Source organism: Burkholderia arboris (assembly GCF_038723655.1).
GTDB lineage: Bacteria > Pseudomonadota > Gammaproteobacteria > Burkholderiales > Burkholderiaceae > Burkholderia > Burkholderia arboris.
This window is the reverse complement of record NZ_CP109822.1, coordinates 3166191-3186741: the sequence shown is the minus strand read 5'-3', so window position 1 is coordinate 3186741 and position 20551 is coordinate 3166191. Positions and strand designations below refer to the sequence as shown.

Annotated in this window: 15 protein-coding genes; 12 read left to right on the top strand and 3 right to left on the bottom strand. The window is 67.1% G+C overall.

The window, feature by feature from the left end; all coding sequences use genetic code 11:
• The first annotated feature begins 2 nt into the window (after positions 1-2).
• The 3 genes from OHZ10_RS31745 (at position 3) to fdhA (ending at position 4485) form a co-directional block, all read left to right on the top strand.
• The gene (locus OHZ10_RS31745; RefSeq protein WP_425394788.1) at positions 3-1841 is read left to right on the top strand and encodes an efflux transporter outer membrane subunit; all 1839 of its coding nucleotides are present in this window, start codon (positions 3-5) and stop codon (positions 1839-1841) included.
• Entirely contained in the window at positions 1841-3031 is a 1191-nt protein-coding gene (locus OHZ10_RS31740; protein ID WP_342705334.1) for an efflux RND transporter periplasmic adaptor subunit, read from the top strand. Before OHZ10_RS31745 ends, OHZ10_RS31740 begins: the two co-directional genes overlap by 1 nt.
• A 257-nt stretch (positions 3032-3288) precedes the next feature.
• Positions 3289-4485: a formaldehyde dehydrogenase, glutathione-independent gene (gene fdhA, locus OHZ10_RS31735; protein WP_059239222.1), complete on the top strand. Its 1197-nt coding sequence runs from the start codon at positions 3289-3291 to the stop codon at positions 4483-4485.
• Between the two features lie 194 nt (positions 4486-4679).
• Here fdhA and OHZ10_RS31730 read toward each other — a convergent pair whose 3' ends face one another.
• Complete coding sequence (locus OHZ10_RS31730; protein WP_174992542.1) at positions 4680-5441, bottom strand: hypothetical protein; 762 nt, start codon at positions 5439-5441, stop codon at positions 4680-4682.
• 189 nt (positions 5442-5630) lie between these two features.
• A complete protein-coding gene (locus OHZ10_RS31725; RefSeq protein WP_340624626.1) occupies positions 5631-7052 on the bottom strand; it encodes a PLP-dependent aminotransferase family protein in 1422 nt (473 codons plus the stop codon).
• A 271-nt stretch (positions 7053-7323) separates the two neighbouring features.
• Between OHZ10_RS31725 and OHZ10_RS31720 the strand changes: the two genes are divergently transcribed.
• On the top strand, positions 7324-8736 hold the full coding sequence (locus tag OHZ10_RS31720) for a discoidin domain-containing protein (RefSeq protein ID WP_256087210.1): 1413 nt from the start codon (positions 7324-7326) through the stop codon (positions 8734-8736).
• A gap of 59 nt (positions 8737-8795) precedes the next feature.
• Here OHZ10_RS31720 and OHZ10_RS31715 read toward each other — a convergent pair whose 3' ends face one another.
• Entirely contained in the window at positions 8796-9821 is a 1026-nt protein-coding gene (locus OHZ10_RS31715) for a GlxA family transcriptional regulator (protein WP_059239228.1), read from the bottom strand.
• A gap of 448 nt (positions 9822-10269) precedes the next feature.
• Here OHZ10_RS31715 and OHZ10_RS31710 point away from each other — a divergent pair, with 448 nt between their 5' ends.
• The 8 genes from OHZ10_RS31710 to OHZ10_RS31675 all read left to right on the top strand — a co-directional run bounded on the left by OHZ10_RS31710 (position 10270) and on the right by OHZ10_RS31675 (position 20539).
• A complete protein-coding gene (locus OHZ10_RS31710; protein ID WP_342705333.1) occupies positions 10270-11544 on the top strand; it encodes a serine hydroxymethyltransferase in 1275 nt (424 codons plus the stop codon).
• 38 nt (positions 11545-11582) lie between these two features.
• Entirely contained in the window at positions 11583-12554 is a 972-nt protein-coding gene (locus tag OHZ10_RS31705; RefSeq protein ID WP_059239233.1) for a dipeptidase, read from the top strand.
• Between the two features lie 140 nt (positions 12555-12694).
• Positions 12695-13228 carry a DUF5943 domain-containing protein gene (locus OHZ10_RS31700; RefSeq protein WP_006488993.1) on the top strand — a complete coding sequence of 178 codons (534 nt, stop codon included), beginning with the start codon at positions 12695-12697 and terminating at the stop codon, positions 13226-13228.
• Between the two features lie 68 nt (positions 13229-13296).
• Complete coding sequence (locus OHZ10_RS31695) at positions 13297-15360, top strand: NADH:flavin oxidoreductase (RefSeq protein WP_059239235.1); 2064 nt, start codon at positions 13297-13299, stop codon at positions 15358-15360.
• 3 nt (positions 15361-15363) lie between these two features.
• Positions 15364-17289 (top strand): (Fe-S)-binding protein, encoded by a 1926-nt coding sequence (locus OHZ10_RS31690; protein WP_256087212.1) that lies wholly within the window; start codon positions 15364-15366, stop codon positions 17287-17289.
• A 4-nt stretch (positions 17290-17293) separates the two neighbouring features.
• The gene (locus OHZ10_RS31685) at positions 17294-18463 is read left to right on the top strand and encodes an electron transfer flavoprotein subunit alpha/FixB family protein (protein WP_342705332.1); all 1170 of its coding nucleotides are present in this window, start codon (positions 17294-17296) and stop codon (positions 18461-18463) included.
• Positions 18460-19245 (top strand): electron transfer flavoprotein subunit beta/FixA family protein, encoded by a 786-nt coding sequence (locus tag OHZ10_RS31680; protein ID WP_342705331.1) that lies wholly within the window; start codon positions 18460-18462, stop codon positions 19243-19245. Before OHZ10_RS31685 ends, OHZ10_RS31680 begins: the two co-directional genes overlap by 4 nt.
• Positions 19246-19297: 52 nt before the next feature.
• Positions 19298-20539 carry an aromatic ring-hydroxylating oxygenase subunit alpha gene (locus OHZ10_RS31675; RefSeq protein ID WP_059239243.1) on the top strand — a complete coding sequence of 414 codons (1242 nt, stop codon included), beginning with the start codon at positions 19298-19300 and terminating at the stop codon, positions 20537-20539.
• Positions 20540-20551 lie beyond the last annotated feature (12 nt).

Sequence of the window (20551 nt, the reverse complement as noted above, 5' to 3'; positions counted from 1 at the left end):
CGATGCGGCGCATGGGGAAAGCGGCGGGCTCGGCGCGCGGCGTGAAGGGCGGCTCGATGATCGCAGCGGCGGTTGCGCTGCTCGCAATGAGCGGATGCGTGCCGTCGGGCTTCCTGCCTTCGCTGTCGCTGCGCGCGCCGGCCGACGATGCGCTCGCGCATACGACCGGCCCCGGTGCGAACGGCGCGTGGCCGGCGCCGGATTGGGTGAAGCAGCTTCAGGATCCGCAGCTCGACGACCTGGTGGCCGACGCGTCGCAGAACAGTCCCGATGTACAAGTCGCGCAGGCGCGGTTGCGGATCGCGCAGGCGCAGCTTCAGCAGTTCGATTCGCTGACGGGACTCACGGGCACGGCCGGCGCGACGATCAGCCGCGCGCGGATGCCGAAGCCCGGCGACATCGCCGACGTGACGGCCGGCGGCTATCGCGTGCCGGTACAGATCTTCGGCGATCCGAACGTGTCACCGTCGTCGATCTTCGTCGGGCTGAACTACCAGCTCGACCTGTGGGGCAAGAACCGCGCGGCGACGAAGAGCCTGATGTCGCTGCGAGATGCGGCCGGCGTCGAAGCCGAACAGGTGCGGCTGACGCTCGCCGTTGCGATCGTCACCGTGTACTGCCAGCTCGACCAGGCGTACGCGGCGCGCGACCTGTTGCAGCAGAAGCTGAAGATCGGCCAGCGCGTGACGGCCGTGCTGCGCGAGCGCACCGCGCGCGGCCTCGACAACGCGTACGACGCGAGCGACGCATCGATCAAGCGCAGCCGCCTGCTCGAACAGATCGCGTTGAACGACGAGCAGATCAAGCTCGCGCAACTGCAGCTCGGCGTGCTGTCGGGGCGTGGCCCCGAGCGCGGGCTCGCGCTGCAGCGGCCGCGCGTCGGCGCGTTCGCGGGCGGTGCGGTGCCTGCGCGGCTGCCGGCCGATCTCCTCGGCCGCCGGCCCGATATCGTCGCCGCACGGCTGCGCGTCGAAGCCGCGTTCGCGAATGTCGATTCGACGCGCGCGCAGTTCTATCCGGACGTGAACCTCGTCGCGCTCGGCGGCGTATTTGCGCTGACGCCCGCGTCGTTGTTCTCGCGCGATTCGCTCGCCGGCTCGGTCGGCCCGGCGATCTCGCTGCCGATCTTCGATCGCGGCCGGTTGAAGGCGAATCTCGGCGCGGATGTCGCGCAGGCCGACGTCGCGATAGGGCTGTACAACAAGACGGTCGACGACGCGCTCGGGCAGGTCGCGCAGCTCGTCACGTCGCTGCAGACGTCGCAGACGCTCGTCGCGCAGCAGCAGGACGCGGTCGCGGCCGCGCAGAAGATCGTGCAGATCGCGGCCGACCGCCACCGGCGCGGCGTGCTGATGCAGAAGGATGTCGATGTCGCAGATCTCACGCTGATCGACGAGCGCGCGCAGATGATCGCGTTGCTTGGCCGGCAGCGGTCGCTGCGCGTTGGGCTGATCGGTGCGCTCGGCGGCGGGTTCGATGCGGGCGCAACGGTGGCGCAGGCGCAGATACCGGCGGTGCATCGGGCGCATAGCGGGGCGGCGCGGCGTGGCACAGCGACCTCGGCGTCTGCTGCTGCCGCGAACCGCGCTGCGGCCGCCGGACCGGCGGACGACGGACGCGCGGGGAGCACGGCCACGTCACCGGCCGGAGCCGCGGCGAGCGCCGCACCCGTCCTTGCGCGGCGTGACGATTCGGCGCGCCGGTCGACGGCCGGTGCGACGCCTCGCAGCACGCCGGTTCTCGCCCGTGCGGCAGCGACGATCGCGGCACCGGCCCCGTCGATTCCCCAGCCGATCCCCCTGTTCCAGCACGATCGACTGATTGTTACGCAAAGCGACTGATGCACCACGACAACCTCCATACCGCCGCGCCGCCGGCCGCACCGACCGGCCCGGCACTCGATGCGCGCCGCGCGACGCGCCGCAAACGCTTCACCGTATTCTTCGCGATCGTGCTGCTGGCCGCGATCGCATGGATCGCGTACTGGCTGCTGAGCGACCGCTATTACGAAGACACCGACGACGCATACGTCGCGGGCAGCATCGTGCAGGTCGCCGCGCAGACTCCGGGTGCCGTGACCGACGTGCTGGTGGCCGATACGCAGGCCGTGCGCGCGGGGCAGACGCTCGTGAAGCTTGACGACACCGAAGCGTCCGTTGCGTTCGCGCAGGCGAAGGCGCAGCTCGCGCAGGCCGTGCGGCAGGTCGCGAACGCGAAGATCTCGAACACGATGTACGTCGAGGCCGTGAATGCGCGGCGCGCCGACCTGTCGCTCGCGCAGCGCGCGTTCGTCGCCCGCTCGGGCGCGTCGGTCGAGATCGTCGCGCCCGAGGAACTGGCGCGCGCGCGTGCGGCGGTGGCCGGCGCGCAGGCGAACCTCGCGGCCGCGCAGGCGCAGCTCGACGCGGCGCGCGCGCTCGGCAGCAAGCTGCCCGTCGACGAAAGCCCGGCCGTCGTGCAGGCGGCCGCGCAGTTCAAGCTCGCGTACCGGAACCTGAAGCGCACGACGATCGTCGCACCCGTCGACGGCACGATCGGGCAGCGCTCGGTGCAGGTCGGCCAGCAGGTCGGGCCCGGCGTGCCGCTGATGTCGGTCGTGCAGCTCAACCGGCTGTGGATCGAGGCGAATTTCAAGGAAGGGCAGATTCGCCACATGCGCGTCGGCCAGCCGGTCGAGGTCGTGTCGGATCTCTATGGCTCGCGGATCGCCTATCGCGGCCGCGTGCAGGGCTTCTCGGCCGGCACGGGCAGCGCATTCTCGATGCTGCCGTCGCAGAACGCGGCCGGCAACTGGATCAAGGTCGTGCAGCGCGTGCCGGTCGTGATCGCGCTCGATCCGCGCGATCTCGCCACGCATCCGCTGCGCGTCGGGCTGTCGATGCGCGCGACGGTCGATACGCACGACCGCAACGGTCATGCGCTCGACAGCGAGCCGCCGACGCCGGCCGTCAGCACGCGCGTGCACGACGGCGTTGCGAGCGAAGCGGAAGCGGCGGCCGCGGCGATCATCCGCGAGAATCAGGGCGGGTAACGCCCGTCAGCAAAGGAGCGGACCGTCCGCGAACGGCGGTCCGACCCTCGGCACGGCGCACTCGCGGCCGAAGCCTTCCCGTCGTTTCCCGCCCGACTTTCGTCTTTCCGCCATCGATGTCGGCGCCGATCAAACGCATGTCGCGTTTGAGACATCGGCGCCCCTGCCTCCGGGACTACTCTCGAACAGCACGTTGCGTGTGCGCCGCATGAGCCGGCGCGCCGCGACGCCATCCAACGAGACATGGAGACAATACGATGAGCAGCAATCGAGGTGTCGTCTATCTTGGACCGGGCCAGGTCGAAGTCCAGAAAATCGATTATCCGAAGATGGTCGACCCGAGCGGCCGCGCGATCGGCCACGGCGTGATCCTGAAAGTGGTCAGCACGAACATCTGCGGCTCCGACCAGCACATGGTGCGCGGCCGCACGACCGCACCGGTCGGCCTCGTGCTCGGTCACGAGATCACCGGCGAAGTGGTCGAAGTGGGCCGCGACGTCGAGACGCTGAAGATCGGCGATCTCGTGTCGGTGCCGTTCAACGTCGCCTGCGGCCGTTGCGCGATGTGCAAGGACACGCATACCGGCGTGTGCCTGAACGTGAACCCGTCGCGTGCCGGCGGCGCGTACGGCTACGTCGACATGGGCGGCTGGATCGGCGGCCAGGCCGAGTACGTGCTCGTGCCGTACGCCGATTTCAACTTGCTGAAATTCCCGGACCGCGATCAGGCGATGTCGAAGATTCGCGACCTGACCTGCCTGTCCGACATTTTGCCGACCGGTTATCACGGTGCGGTGAGCGCAGGCGTGAAGCCGGGCTCGACGGTCTATATCGCGGGCGCGGGCCCGGTCGGCATGGCGGCGGCCGCATCGGCGCGCCTGCTCGGCGCGGCCGTGACGATCGTCGGCGACATGAACGCGGAACGTCTCGCGCATGCGCGTGCGATGGGCTTCGAGACGGTCGACCTGTCGAAGGACGCCTCGCTCGGCGAGCAGATCGAACAGATCCTCGGCGTGCCCGAGATCGACTGCGCGGTCGATTGCGTCGGCTTCGAGGCGCACGGCCACGGTTCGTCGGGCCATTCGGAGGAAGCGCCCGCGACGGTGCTGAACTCGCTGATGGAAATCACGCGCCCGGCCGGCGCGATCGGCATCCCGGGGCTGTACGTGACGGACGATCCGGGCGCGAAGGACAAGGCCGCGCAGCACGGCAGCCTGAGCATCCGCTTCGGCCTCGGCTGGGCGAAGTCGCACTCGTTCTTCACGGGCCAGACGCCGGTGCTGAAGTACAACCGCAACCTGATGCAGGCGATCCTGTTCGACCGGCTGCCGATCGCGAAGATCGTCAACGTCGAAGTGATCTCGCTCGACCAGGCGCCGGAAGGCTACAAGAAGTTCGACGGCGGCGCACCGCGCAAATTCGTCATCGACCCGCACGGGTTGCTGGCGGCCTGATGCACTAGCGTTCGTTCGCTACGCGTGCGACGACACGGGCGGCTCCGGAAACGGGCCGCCCGTTTTCGTTGGAGGCATGCCGGTGCGGGAGAGTGACCCATTGAACGTCATGCGTCCGTCGCGGCACAAACGAGGTTTTATGAAGGGTGGGTCAGAAGAATGAATCGTCGGCCGAGAAGGCGCGAATCGCGCGCTCAGTGGCCGCGATAGAGTTTCGCGATCCCGGCGTTGCCGGATGCGGTGTACCGCCCGTGGCGCGCATGCAGGCTCACGCGGCGGATCGGATGCGAGCGATGCGCGGCATCGCGGCTGCCTTTCCAGTCCGCCACGCGAACCGTGCTGGCGTGTGTCCGGTCGGGTACGCGCATCGACGTTGCGGCTTGCGCAACCTGCATCTTGCCTGCAGGCGGGCTGGCATTCGCGTCGTCGTGTGGCGGAATGGCTGCCGGTTGCGGCGTTCCGTCGGGCGCATGAAACGGAAAAACGGGCGTCGGCAATACCGGCAGTACCGGCTCGTTCACGGTATGCAAGCCGGATTCGGTCGCGGCCGCTGCCGGCGTACCGGAACCGCGGCAGACGGGATCGGCCTTGCACGTTCGATCGACCACCACGTAACCGCCGACCAGCAGGACGAGCGTCAGGATGCTCAGGATCGGTGCGCTCGACGCACTCGGCCGCCGGAACGCCGCATCGCGCAGCGCGTGCGCGACGCGCGACGACCACGAACGGACGGCATGCGGCGCCTGTGCGGCGTGCGCAGGGTCGGGCGTATGGCGAATCGGATCGAACGGCCAGTCCCACTGGCCGCAGACGGGGCAGCGCTCGAGTGCGCGGAGCGTGACGAATCCGCATTCCCGGCAACGGCAGCTCGCGGCGTGCCGCGATTCGGCGCGTGAGTTCAACACGGCGCGCCACGCATCGCGCGTGCGCACGTTCCGGTTGGGCAGGACGCGCATCGTCAGCGGCGGGCGGGCGCCATCAACGGAGCACACGCCGGCTGTCGTTCGCATTCGGTGTTCATGTGATTCTCCATAACATCGGACGCGAGGAATCCGTTCGTCCGCGGCTGCCTGTCGCTTCATTCTTTGCCGCTTGCGCGTGAAAGGCAAGGACGATGTCGGTCGTCGTGGGCCGCGCGCCGGGCGCTAACCGTCGTGCCGCTGGCGCGCCGCAAGCGTCCCGATGGTCTCCATCGCGCGCTCGACGGCCGGTGTCCACGGCCGGCCGTAGTTGAGGCGCAGATAGCGGCGGAATCCGCCGGTCGCGGAAAAGATCGGCCCCGGCGCGATGCTGACGCCGCTTGCCATCGCAGCGTCGAACAGGTGCATCGCGTCGACGCGCGGCGGCAGTTCGAGCCACAGGAAATACCCGCCGCGCGGCGCGAATACTTCGGTGTCCGCCGGAAAATACGCGCGCACGGCCGCGAGCATCTGTTCCTGGTGCGCGGCGAGATTGCGCCGCAGCTTGCGCAGGAAGCGGTCGTATGCACCGTCGCGCAGGTAGCTCGAGATCGCCAGCTGCGCGGGCACGTCGGCGGCCGGCGCGCTCGCGCCTTTCGCCTGCCGGATCTGCCGCACGAAGCGTCCGGCCGCGACCCAGCCGATCCGGAACCCGGGCGCGAGACATTTCGAGAACGACCCGCAATGCAGGACGAGCCCACTGTCGTCATACAGTTTCGCGGGGCGCGTGGGCACCGTGCCGAAATGCAGTTCAGCGTATACGTCGTCCTCGATCAGCGGCACGCCGCGCGACGCGAGCAGGTCGATCAGCGCACGCTTGCGCTCGTCGGACAGTGTCGCGCCGGTCGGGTTGTGGAACGACGTCATGAACCAGCACGCGCGCACCGGATGCGTGTCGAGCACCTGCGCGAGCGCATCGAGATCGAGGCCCGTGCGTGGGTCGACCGGAATCTCGACGGCTTTCAGGTGCAGGCGCTGCACGGCGTGCAGCACCGCGTGGAATGCCGGGCGTTCGATCGCGACGATGTCGCCGGGGCGCGTCAGCGCCTGCAGGCAGAGTGTCAGCGCTTCGAGCGCGCCGGTCGTAATGACGATCTCGTCCATCGGCAATGCAGCGCCCGCATTCAGGTAGCGCAGCGCGATCTGGCGCCGCAATGCGTCGTTGCCGGGCGGCAATCCCGACAGCAGTTTCGTGCGATCCATGCTGCGGGCCGCCGACGCCACGTAGCGCCACAGGCTGCTCATCGGGAACAGCGAATAGCTGGCGAATGCCGAGCCGAGCGGGACGATGTCCTCGCATTTGAGGGAATCGAGCAGGCGGAGCAGCGTATCGTCGTCGCCGGCCGGCGGGGGGGCGGGCTTGCGCGGGGGATCGTGGCCGATCCGCACGCGCTTGTCTTCGACGTTCGCAACGAAATATCCGGACCGCGCCCGCGCGACGATCAGACCCTCGCTCTCGAGCGCGTAGTACGCGCGGAACACGGTGGACGGGCTCACGCCATACGCGCGGCACGCGGCGCGCACGGTGGGGATGCGCGCACCGGCCGCCAGGTCGCCGCGCCGGATCGCGTCGGCGATCGTCTGTGCCAGCGCCGCATATCGCTTCATGCCTGCCCCCCGGCCGCTCGAAGCCTCGCTGAAAAAAGAGTAGGGCACCGCACCCGTCGCACGCAAGCGCACCCCCAATCGCTGATCCGTATGTTTTTTGAGCGCTCTGATGCTGTTCTTTCGTCTGACAAGCAGGCATCCTGCAGCACGTTTTATTCCCGATATCCAACCGAGACGGAATCCACGCTGCCTGGCAGCGGCTCCGTGACCCACGCGCGTCTTGCATGGGTTCTTGTCTGCGGCGTCCTGACCCTACCCGGAAGCATCCAGCGTGAAACTGAAGACCCTCGCCGCCGGCCTCGTGGCCGGCATCGCACTCAACCTGTTCAGCGGCGTCGCAGCCGCGGCCTGCATCAACAATCCGGCGGCGCAGCCGAATGCGACGTTTCCCGCCGCGCTGTCCGGCAAGCTCGTGTACCACAGCTACGTGAAGTACGGCGACGGCACGAGCCAGCTGTTCCTCTACGACTTCTCGGCCCATACGCTGACGCAACTGAGCAAGAGCACGTGGGGCATCACCGATCCGATGAACGGCGTGTTCAGCCCCGACGGCAAGTGGCTGGCGTTCATGGGAATCAGCAACGGCGCGTGGAACGTGTTCATGCTGCAGCTCGGCGCCGGCACGCCGCCCGTCAACCTGACGAACAGCACGGGCGCGACGCGCAACGAGGACCCGAAGTTCAGCGCGGACGGCAAGACGCTGGTGTTCAAGCAGAACGGCGACGTCAAGCAGGCGACGCTGTCGTACACGAGCGCGGGCCCGACGCTCACGTCGGTTGTGAGCCTGACGAATGCACCGGCCGGCGCCGAGTATTCGATGCCGTATCTCGCGCCCGATTCGAGCGCCGTGTACTACGCGACGGGCACCGGCGCGAACATGGGGCTGATGAAGCGCACGCTCGCGACTGGCGTGACCGCGACGTTCGACAATCCGGCCGGGCTGCAGACGTACTACCCGATCGTGCGTGCGGACGGCATGGTGTTCTACGCGCGCTGGAAAGACAGCGGCCAGGCCGACCAGATCTATACGAAGACCGCGGACCCGGCTTCGACGCCGAACGCGTTGCCGATCAACGACTGCGTGAGCAACAACTCGGATCCGGCGCCGGTGAGCGGCACGAACTACGTGTTCTTCTCGTCGACGACGGCAGGCGGCTATCAGCTCTACGTCGGCGACGTGACGACCGGCCAGCGCTGGAGCCTGTCGCAGTTCGGCGTGAACGCCGACACGACGAAGGCCAAGCTTGGGTCGAGTTACTACGGCGGCCCGGCCGCCGCGCAGCCGACGCTGCTGTCGCAGGGGCACCCGGCCGCCGCGTCGGCGAGTTACAACGCGTCGCTTACGCCGGACAAGGCGTTCGACGGCAACACGACGAGCACGCGCTGGGATTCACCGGAAGGCGCCGGTGTCGGTTCGCAATGGATCTCCGTGGATCTCGGCGCGGTGAAGCACATCGATCACGTCGATCTGTACTGGGATGCGGGCGCGCTCGTTTATCAGATCCAGACGTCGAACGACAACGTCAACTGGACGACGATCTATTCGACGAGCAACGGCGTTTCATATACCCACGTCACGCTGCCGCATCTCAACGGCAGCGGTCGTTACGTGCGGATGCTCGGCACGCAGCGCGCGACGCAGTGGGGTTACTCGCTCTATGAAATGCAGGTGTGGGGATCGTAATCGCAAAGAAAAAAGCGGCCGCCAGGGCCGCTTTTTTCATGTGCCGGTCGCGGTGACGCTTATGCGTGCAGCACATGCGCCGGAAAGGCGGGGCTGGCGCTCGCCACACCCTGCGCGAGCGGCGCGACCTGCTTGCGGCGTTCGCGCGTCGGCGCGACGCCGAACGCGTCGCGATAGCTCTTGCTGAAATGGCACGCCGACTGGAAGCCGCACGCCATCGTGATGTGCATGATCGACATGTCGGTCTGCAGCAGCAACTCGCGCGCACGGCGCAGCCGCAGCGTCAGGTAGTAATGCGTCGGCGTCATGCCGAGGTGTTCGCGGAACAGGCGCTGCAGTTGCCGCTGCGACATGTTCGCGAGCCGCGCGAGCTCTTCGCGCGACAGCGGCTCCTCGATGTTGTTCTCCATCAGCGAGATCACTTCGAACAGCGACTTGTTCGCCGAGCCGAGCCGCGCGACGAGCGGCATGCGTTGCTGCGCGCTCGTGTCGCGCACGTGTTCGACGATGAACTGCTCGGCGATCTGCGTGACGCGCGCGGTGCCCACGCGCGCGGCGATCAGGTTCAGCATCATGTCGAGCGGCGCGACGCCGCCCGTGCACGTGATGCGGTCGCGGTCGATCACGAACAGTTCCTTCAGGAAGCGCGTGTCCGGAAACTCTTCCTTCAGCGCCGACATGTTTTCCCAGTGGATCGCGCACGCGTAGCCTGCGAGCAGCCCCGATTTCGCGAGTGCATAGGTGCCCGTGCACAGGCTGCCGAGCGGGATGCCCGAGCGCGCGAAGCGGCGCAGCGTCGACAGGTGGGCCGGCGTGGTCGCGCGCTGCACGTCGACGCCGCCGCACACGAAGACGATGTCGGGCTGCCCCACGCATTCGGCCGGGCCCGTGTCGACCGTGAGGCCGTTGCTCGCCGTGACCGGGCCGCCGTCCGGGCTGATCACCGACCAGCGGTAGAGCGGCTGGCCGCTCAGGTAGTTCGCCATCCGAAGCACCTCGATCGCATTGGTGAACGCGATCATCGTGAAATTCGGTAACGGCATGAACGCGAAGTGGGACAGCGACGCTGTGCGGTCGGGCGACATGGGGAGCGTTCCTAGAATCTCTAATAGCTATACGCCCGGGAGGCACGGATCGGGCTGCGGTATTGTGTGAGCGAGCGCAACAAGCGTGCCATACGGCTAAACCCTAGCTCCATACGTTGTCTGGGTGTAAGGGCGATGTTGCACTGCACCGCATCCGGGAGATGCCGCACCCCGAACGGGCGGCAAACGCACTGCCGGTGTGCGTGTCCATAGGTGAACAGCCGACGCCGTTTTGGTGGGTCATCCGAAAAAGCACGACCGGTCACTTGTATAAAACGGACGTGCATGGCGGAAAAGGCAAAGAACGCGTCTAAATTCATCAATCCGCCGAAAATCCGAACGACAAGAATAGAGCCGTCGGCAACCTTGCACTGGCGTAGCGGGAAACCCAGGCAGGGCGGGCCTTGAGCTTTGGTTGCAGCCCTTTATTCTTCGTCACGGACGCACTATGTCGAACACCCAGCCTTTCTTCTCGCAGCCCCTGGCCGAGCGCGACGCGCCGGTGCGCAGCGCCATCCTGAAGGAACTCGAGCGTCAGCAGTCGCAGGTCGAGCTGATCGCGTCGGAAAACATCGTGTCGCGCGCCGTGCTCGAGGCGCAGGGCTCGGTGCTGACGAACAAGTACGCGGAAGGCTATCCCGGCAAGCGCTACTACGGCGGTTGCGAGTTCGCCGATGAAGTCGAGGCGCTGGCGATCGAACGCGTGAAGCAGATCTTCAACGCCGGCTATGCGAACGTGCAGCCGCACTCGGGCGCGCAGGCGAACGGCTCGGTGATGCTCGCGCTGGCCAAGCCGGGCGACACGGTGCTCGGCATGTCGCTGGATGCCGGCGGCCACCTGACGCACGGCGCGAAGCCGGCGCTGTCGGGCAAGTGGTTCAATGCCGTCCAGTACGGCGTGAACCGCGACACGATGCGGATCGATTACGACCAGGTCGAGGCGCTGGCGCACGAGCACAAGCCGAACCTGATCATCGCCGGCTTCTCGGCGTACCCGCGTGCGCTCGACTTCGCGCGCTTCCGCGCGATTGCCGACAGCGTCGGCGCGAAGCTGATGGTCGACATGGCGCACATCGCCGGCGTGATCGCCGCGGGCCGCCACGCGAACCCGGTCGAGCACGCGCACGTCGTCACGTCGACCACGCACAAGACGCTGCGCGGCCCGCGCGGCGGCTTCGTGCTGACCAACGACGAGGACATCGCGAAGAAGATCAACTCGGCCGTGTTCCCCGGCCTGCAGGGCGGCCCGCTGATGCACGTGATCGCCGGCAAGGCCGTCGCGTTCGGCGAAGTGCTGCATGCGGACTTCAAGACCTATATCGACAACGTGCTCGCGAACGCTCAAGCGCTCGGCGAAGTGCTGAAGGCCGGCGGCGTCGATCTCGTCACGGGCGGCACCGACAACCACCTGCTGCTGGTCGACCTGCGCCCGAAGGGCCTGAAGGGTGCGCCGGTCGAGCAGGCGCTGGAACGCGCGGGCATCACCTGCAACAAGAACGGCATCCCGTTCGACACCGAGAAGCCGACCGTTACCTCGGGCATCCGTCTCGGCACGCCGGCCGGCACGACGCGCGGCTTCGGCGTCGTGGAATTCCGTGAAGTCGGCCGCCTGATCCTCGACGTGTTCGACGCGCTGCGCGCGAACCCGGAAGGCGACCACGCGACCGAACAGCGCGTGCGCCGCGAGATCTTCGCGCTGTGCGAACGCTTCCCGATCTACTGATCGACCCCACAAGAACAGACCCACGAGCGAGAGCAGATATGAGCACGCTGCATCAGGACAGCATCATCATCGACGGACTGAACATTTCGAAGTTCGAGAAGCCGGTGTTCGAGGACATGCGCCGTGGCGGCATCACGGCCGCGAACTGCACGGTGTCGGTGTGGGAGAACTTCGCCAAGACCGTCGACAACATCGGCGTGATGAAGAAGAAGATCCGCGACAACGGCGAGCTGCTGACGCTCGTGCGCACGACGGACGACATCTTCCGCGCGAAGAAGGAAGGCAAGACCGGGATCATCCTCGGCTTCCAGAACGCGCATGCGTTCGAGGACAACCTCGGCTACATCGAAGCGTTCGCCGACATGGGCGTGCGCGTGGTGCAGCTCTGCTACAACACGCAGAACCTGGTCGGCACCGGTTGCTACGAGCGTGACGGCGGCCTGTCGGACTTCGGCCGCGAAGTGATCACCGAGATGAACCGCGTCGGCATCATGGTCGACCTGTCGCATGTGGGCGGCAACACGTCGTCGGAAGCGATCGCGTTCTCGAAGAAGCCGGTGTGTTACTCGCACTGCCTGCCGTCGGGCCTGAAGGAGCATCCGCGCAACAAGAGCGACGTGCAGCTGAAGGAGATCGCCGATGCGGGCGGCTTCGTCGGCGTGACGATGTTCGCGCCGTTCCTGAAGCGCGGGATCGAAGCGAACATCGACGACTACATCGAGGCGATCGACTATGTCGTGAACCTGATCGGCGAGGACGCGGTCGGCATCGGCACGGACTTCACGCAGGATTTCGCGAAGGAATTCTTCGACATGCTGACGCATGACAAGGGCCGCTATCGCCAGCTGACGAACTTCGGCAAGGTGATCAACCCGGACGGCATCCGCACGATCGGCGAGTTCCCGAACCTGACCGCGGCGATGGAACGCCACGGCTGGAAGGAGTCGCGTATCCGCAAGATCATGGGCGAGAACTGGGTGCGCGTGTTCAAGGACGTGTGGGGCGCATAAGCGCCGCATCGAGCCGAACCGCTACCCGCGATTCAACATTAGAAAAATCGGGACGTGCCCGCGCAAGCCGCGCGGGCGCGCGGACGATGTCGCGCCTGCGCACTGAGCCGCGCGGCCACTTTCCTCACGGAGTCACCACGATGCAACCGCAACTGCCGATCAACGTCGATCCCGATACCGGCGTCTGGACCACCGACGCGCTGCCGATGCTGTACGTGCCGCGCCACTTCTTCACGAACAACCACGTCGCCGTCGAGGAAGCGCTCGGCGTCGAAGCGTATGCCGAGATCCTCTACAAGGCCGGCTACAAATCGGCCTACCACTGGTGCGACAAGGAAGCGAAGCTGCACGGCCTGACCGGCATGGCGGTGTTCGAACACTACTTGAAGCGCCTGTCGCAACGCGGCTGGGGCCTGTTCTCGATCATCGAAGCCGATCCGGCCAGCGCGCGCGCGAAGATCGAGCTGCGCCACTCGTCGTTCGTGCTCCAGCAGCCGGGCAAGGAAGGCAAGCTCTGCTACATGTTCGCAGGCTGGTTCGCCGGCGCGATGGACTGGGTCAACGACACGACGCCGGAAGGCAAGGGTGCGCCGCGCGCACAATCGAAGGAAGTGCAGTGCGCGGCCGAGCATCACGACCACTGCGTCTTCGAAGTGTCGCCGATCGCGCACTGATGCACTGACTCACTGAAACAGAACAACACCCGCAACACGAGACATTCGAACGCCAGAGGTCGCCAGCGATGCGTTATCCCCACCTGTTCAAACCCATGCAGCTGAACCAGCTGACGCTGCGCAACCGGATCGTCAGCACCGCGCACGCGGAGGTGTATGCCGAGCCGGGCGGCCTGCCGGGCGACCGCTATATCCGCTACTACGAAGAAAAGGCCAAGGGTGGCGTGGGCCTGGCCATCTGCGGCGGGTCGAGCCCCGTGTCGATCGACAGCCCGCAGGGCTGGTGGAAATCGGTGAACCTGTCGACCGACAAGATCATCGATCCGCTCACGCGTCTCGCCGACACGATGCACAAGCACGGCGCGAAGATCATGATCCAGGCGACGCACATGGGCCGCCGCTCGTCGTTCCACGGCGAGCACTGGCCGCACCTGATGTCGCCGTCGGGGGTGCGCGAACCCGTGCACCGCGGCAATGCGAAGATCATCGAGATCGAGGAAATCCGCCGCATCATCGGCGATTTCGCGGCGGCCGCGAAGCGCGTGAAGGCAGCCGGCATGGACGGCATCGAGATCTCGGCCGCCCACCAGCACCTGATTGACCAGTTCTGGAGCAAGCGTTCGAACCACCGCACCGACGAATGGGGCGGCAGCCTCGAAAACCGCCTGCGCTTCGGCATCGAAGTGCTGACGGCCGTGCGCGAAGCGGTCGGCAAGGATTTCTGCGTCGGCCTGCGCATGTGCGGCGACGAATTCCACGAGGACGGCCTCGATCACGAAGCGCTGAAGGAAATCGCGCAGGCGATGTCGGAGACGGGCCTGATCGACTACCTGAGCGTGGTCGGCTCGGGCGGCGACACGCACAACACGATCGCGAACTGCATGCCGCCGATGGCATTGCCGCCGGAGCCGTTCGTGCACCTCGCGGCCGGCATCAAGTCGGTCGTGAAGATTCCGGTGATGCACGCGCAGAGCATCCGCGACGCGGGCCAGGCCGAGCGCCTGCTCGCGACCGGCATGATCGACCTGGTCGGCATGACGCGCGCGCAGATCGCCGATCCGCACATGGTGATCAAGATCCGCGACGGCCGCGAAGACGAAATCAAGCAGTGCGTCGGCGCGAACTACTGCATCGACCGCCAGTACAACGGCCTCGACGTGCTGTGCATCCAGAATGCGGCGACGTCGCGCGAAGCGACGATGCCGCACATCATCGAGAAGTCGCGCGGTCCGAAGCGCAAGGTCGTGGTGGTCGGCGCGGGCCCGGCGGGCCTCGAGGCGGCGCGCGTCGCGAAGCTGCGCGGCCACGACGTCGTGCTGTTCGAGAAGAACGCGGAAGTGGGCGGGCAGGTGATGATCGCCGCGAAGGCGCCGCAGCGCGAGCAGATGTCGGGGATCATCCGCTGGTTCGACATGGAAACGAAGCGCCTGGGTGTCGACCGCCGTCTCGGCGTCGCCGCCGACGAGAAGATGATCATGGCCGAGAAGCCGGACATCGTCGTGCTCGCGACGGGCGGCTCGAGCTTCACGTGGCAGGTTCCGGGCTGGGGGGTGGCCGAAGGGCTCGCCGTCAGCTCGTGGGACATCCTGACCGGCAAGGTCGAGCCGAAGCAGAACGTCCTGCTGTTCGACGGCGTGAGCACGCATGCAGGCGCCGGCGTGGCCGATTTCATGGCAAGCCGCGGCTCGAAGGTCGAGGTCGTCACGCCGGACGTGAAGGTCGCCGACGATTGCGGCGGCACGACGTTCCCGATCTTCTATCGCCGCCTGTACGCGTTCGGCGTGATCCCGACGCCGAACACGATGCTCGATCGCGTCTACGAAGAGGAAGGCAAGCTGATCGCCGTGCTGCGCAACGAGTACACGGAAGAACTGGAAGAGCGCGCGGTCGACCAGGTGGTGATCGAGAACGGCTCGTCGCCGAACGACGAACTGTACTGGAAGCTCAAGCCGGAATCGGTGAACCGCGGCCAGATCGATCCGCACACGCTGTTCGCGGCCGAGCCGCAGCCGTGCCTGTCGGAAGCGCTCGGCAACGGCCGTTTCCTGCTGTTCCGTGTCGGCGACTGCATCTCGATGCATAACGTCCACGGTGCGATCTACGACTCGCTGCGTCTCGTGAAGGATTTCTAAAAGATGAATCCGTCCTTCCTCATTACCGCCCTGTTGTGGCTGTCGGTGGCGGGGCTCGCGTTCGCGGTCGCGAAGCGCTCGTCCTACTGGCGTCTGGGCCGCGCCACGGCGCCCGGCTCGTTCGGTGTCGCGAACCTGTTCGCGATCCCGAAGCGCTATTTCGTCGACCTGCACCACGTGGTCGCCCGCGACCCGTACATCGCGAAGACGCACGTCGCGACCGCCGGCGGCGCGATCGGCGCGCTGGCGCTGGTGTTCATCAACTACGGCCTCGCGATCTACTCGCCGTGGCTCGACAAGCTGATCTTCCTCGCGGCGCTCGCGATGCTGGTCGGTGCGGTGTTCGTGTGGCGCCGGCGCGCGGCCAAGGATGTGCCGGCCCGCCTGTCGCGCGGCCCGTGGAATACGCTGCCCTGGCTGCTCGGCTCGTTCGCGCTCGGCCTCGTGCTGTTCATGCTGGTGCCGACCGGCGCGATGTCGGGCGCGTTCGCGGTGCTCTGCGCGCTGCTGATCGGCGTCGGCGCATTCACGATGACGGTCGGCGCCGCGAAGGGCGGCCCGATGAAGCATGCGATCGCCGGCCTGCTGCACCTCGCGTTCCACCCGCGCCAGGAGCGTTTCGCCGCGACGCGCGAATCGTTCACCGGCAACGGTACGGCCACGCCGCCGACCGCGCTGAAGCTGCCGGACATCGAGCATCAGGAATACGGCGTCGAGAAGCCGGTCGAATTCCGCTGGAACCAGCTGCTGAGCTTCGACGCCTGCGTGCAGTGCGGCAAGTGCGAAGCCGCGTGCCCCGCGTTCGCGTCGGGCCAGCCGCTGAACCCGAAGAAGCTGATCCAGGATCTCGTGGTCGGGATGGCGGGCGGCACCGATGCGGCGTACGCCGGCAGCCCGTCGCCGGGCCTTGCAGTCGGCCAGCATCGCGGCGAGCCGAACGGCCCGATCGTGTCGGGCCTGATCGAGGAACAGACGCTGTGGTCGTGCACGACCTGCCGCGCATGCGTGCAGGAATGCCCGATGCTGATCGAACACGTCGATGCGATCGTCGACATGCGCCGCAACCGCACGCTCGTGCACGGCACGGTGCCCGGCAAGGGCCAGGAAGTGCTCGCGAACCTGCGTGAAACGGGCACGATGGGCGGCTACGACACGGCCGCGCGCTACGACTGGTCGGTTGACCTGAGCGCGCCCGTCGCGCAGCCGGGCAAGCCGGTCGACGTGCTGTTCGTCGCGGGCGAAGGCGCGTTCGACATGCGCTACCAGCGCACGCTGCGCGCGTTCGTCACGGTGCTGAACAAGGCGGGCGTCGACTACGCGGTGCTCGGCTCGACCGAGACCGACACGGGCGACGTCGCCCGCCGGCTCGGCGACGAAGCGACGTTCCAGCAGATGGCGAAGCGCCTGATCGGCACGCTCGGCACGCTGTCGTACAAGCAGATCGTGACGGCCGACCCGCACGTGATGCACAGCCTGCGCAACGAATACCGTGCGCTCGGGCTGCGCGTGACGGTCAAGCATCACACGACCTATCTCGCAGAACTGGCCGACAGCGGCAAGATCGTGCCGAAGGCCGTCGAGGCGCTGCAGGAGAAGCGCACCACGTATCACGACCCGTGCTACCTCGGCCGCTACAACGGCGAGACGGAAGCGCCGCGCAAGCTGCTGAAGACGATCGGCATCCAGGTCGTCGAGATGGAGCGCAACGGCATGCGCGGACGCTGCTGCGGCGGTGGCGGTGGAGCGCCGCTGACCGACATCCCGGGCAAGCAGCGCATTCCCGACATCCGCATCGCCGACGCACGCACGATCGGCGCGGACGTGGTCGCGGTTGCGTGCCCGAACTGCACGGCCATGCTCGAAGGCGTCGTGGGCCCGCGCCCCGATGTGCTCGACGTCGCCGAACTCGTCGCCGCCTCGCTGGAGTGAATCGATGAACACGATCAAACGAATCGATCCGCGCCGGCCGTTCATCATCACGGCCGCCGGCCTGAAGCGCATCACGCTCGGCGAGGAAGGCAGCGCCGATGCGAACGCCGCGCAGTGGTCCGCGCACGGTCACGGCGCGGCGGCCGCGAAGCCGCGCCGTGCGTTGCAGGACCCGAAGCACGTGATGCTGGTGGTGGCGCACAGCGAGCGCGGTGCGCTCGACGACCATTCGCGGCAGGCGATTGCCGCCGCCGCGGTGCTGGCCGACGCACAGACCGAAGTCGCGCTGCTCGCGTTCGGCGAGCTGAAGGACGACGCGGCTGAACTCGGCGTCGACAAGCTGCTCGAGCTGACCGGCTTCGAGCGCCGCGCGTTCGATCCCGAAAGCGAACTGCAAGCGTTGCAGGCCTGTGTGGCCGCGCTCGCGCCGAAACACGTATTCGTGCCCGACAACGCGACGGGCGACGGCGATCTCGGCCGGCGTTACGCGGCGGCCGCCGGCGCGAGCGTCGCGACCCACGTCGTCGAAATCGGCGCGAAGCATGTCGGCGCGTATGTGCAGGCCGGGCGTGCGTTTGCGACGCGAGCGCTCCCCGACGTGATCCTGCTTGCGCAGAACGCGGTCGACGCGAAGCTGCCGTTCGTCGGTGCTGGCGAGCGCCTGGCCGCCGACTTCATCCGCCCGGCAGGCGATGCCGCACAGCCATACCGCGATCTCGGCCTCGACGAAATCGACGCGGCCCAGGTTGCGCTCGAGGAAGCCGATTTCATCGTGTCGGCCGGCAACGGCGTGTCCGACTTCGGCGCGTTCGAGCAGCTGGCCGGTGCGTTCGGCGCGGCGATCGGCGCGAGCCGCGTCGCGGTCGACAACGGCCACTTCACGCGCGACAAGCAGGTCGGCGCGACCGGCAAGACGGTCGAGGCGAGCGTGTACATCGCGTTCGGCATCTCGGGCGCGGTGCAGCACTTGCAGGGGATCAAGGATTGCCGCCACGTGATCGCGGTGAACCTCGACGGCAGCGCGCCGATCGCGAAGCGCGCGAACCTGACGGTGGTGGGCGACGCGCAGGGCACGATTGCCGCGCTGATCGAACAGGTGCAGGCTGCGCGCGCCGCGCGCGGCGAATCGCCGGCCGCGGTCGGCACGCGTGAACCCGAAGGAGTCGCCGCATGAACGCCCCCCGTCCGCTGCAACGCATCGCGGTGCTCGTGTCCGTAGGCCGGCATCCGGTCAGCGGCGTCGCGCGCTACAGCCGCAACGACGCAGCCGCGCTCGAAACCGGTCGCCAGCTCGCCGGGCAACATCGCGCGAAGCTCGACGTGATCCATGCCGGCGACCCCGCGAATGCGGCGCTTGCCGACTATCTCGCGCTCGGTGCGCGGGAGGTCGAAGTGCTGGCCTGCCGCGACGGCGACGATGCCGTGCACGCGCTTGCCGCACGCATCGAAGGCTACGACCTCGTGCTGACCGGCACGCGCGCCGAGGGCGCGTACGACACCGGGATGTTGCCGTATCGCATCGCCGCGGCGCTCGGCTATCCGCTCGTCGGCTCGGCCGTCGACGTGACGGTCGAAGGCGGCCGTGCGGCCGTCCGGCAATTTTTGCCGAAAGGGCTGCGGCGGCGCGTCGATGCCGCGCTGCCGGCCGTGATTGCCGTCCATCCGCTCGCCAATGCCGAGCCGCGCTACGCGTATGCGCGGCTGCGCGCCGGCGCGATCCGGCCGGCGCTCGCGGCGCCCGGCGCGGACGCCGACGCGGCCGCGTGGACGGTCGGGCCGGTCGAGCGTAAACCCGTAAAACTGGTCGCCGTCGAGAAGCGTTCCGGGCATGCCCGGATGCTGTCCGCGACGACGACCGAAAGCCGTGGCGGCAACGTCGTAAATGAAGGGAGTTCGGTCGAAAAAGCACAAGTGATCCTCGCGTATCTGCGAGAGCATCAGCTCATCGACTACTGATTTTGATGCCTGTCGGCAAGAACCCAGGGATGCAAGGAATCCGGAGCAAACGATGAAAGTATCGGCAGACATTCGTGCACTGATCGAGCGGCGCAAGGAAGGGCACAGCCTCGATGCACCGTTCTACACGAGCGAGGACATCTTCGCGCTCGACATGGAGGCGATTTTCCGCCAGCACTGGATCCAGGTGGCGGTCGAACCGGACATTCCCGAGCCGGGCGACTACGTGACCGTGGAACTGGGGAGCGATTCGATCCTGATCGTGCGCGACGACGACATGGCGATCCGCGCGTTCCACAACGTGTGCCGTCACCGCGGTGCGCGCCTGTGCAACGAGGACAAGGGCTCGGTCGGCAACATCGTGTGCCCGTACCACAGCTGGACGTACAACCTGACGGGCCAGCTGATGTTCGCCGAGCACATGGGCGAGAAGTTCGACCGCTGCAAGCACAGCCTGAAGTCGGTGCACGTCGAGAACCTCGCGGGCCTGATCTTCATCTGCCTGGCCGACGAGCCGCCGGTCGATTTCGCGCAGATGCGCGCCGAGATGGAGCCGTACCTGCTGCCGCACGACCTGCCGAGCACGAAGATCGCCGCGCAGATCGACATCATCGAGGAAGGCAACTGGAAGCTCACGATGGAGAACAACCGCGAGTGCTATCACTGCGTCGCGAACCATCCGGAGCTGACGATCTCGCTGTACGAATACGGCTTCGGCTACCAGCGTTCCGACGCGAACGCCGAAGGCATGGACGCATTTGCAGAGACGTGCGTGCGCCGCGGCAAGGAGTGGGCCGAGATGGGCCTGCCGTCCGAGGAGATCGAAAAGCTGCTGGACGTGACGGGTTTCCGCACGCAGCGCCTGCCGCTCGACCGCAGCGGCGAATCGCAGACGCTCGACGCGAAGGTCGCCTCGAAGAAGCTGCTCGGCGGCTTCGACAAGGCCGACCTCGGCGGCCTGTCGTTCTGGACGCAGCCGAACTCGTGGCACCACTTCATGAGCGATCACATCGTGACGTTCTCGGTGATCCCGCTGTCGGCCGGCAAGACGCTCGTGCGCACGAAGTGGCTCGTGCACAAGGACGCGAAGGAAGGCATCGACTACGACGTGAAGAACCTCACGGCCGTGTGGAACGCGACCAACGACCAGGATCGCGCGCTCGTCGAATTCTCGCAGCGCGGCGCGACCAGCAGCGCGTACGAACCGGGCCCGTATTCGCCGTTCACGGAAGGTCTCGTCGAAAAATTCTCGGCCTGGTACATCGGCCGGCTCGCCGAAAAAACCGGCGAATAGGTCATAGCAGCG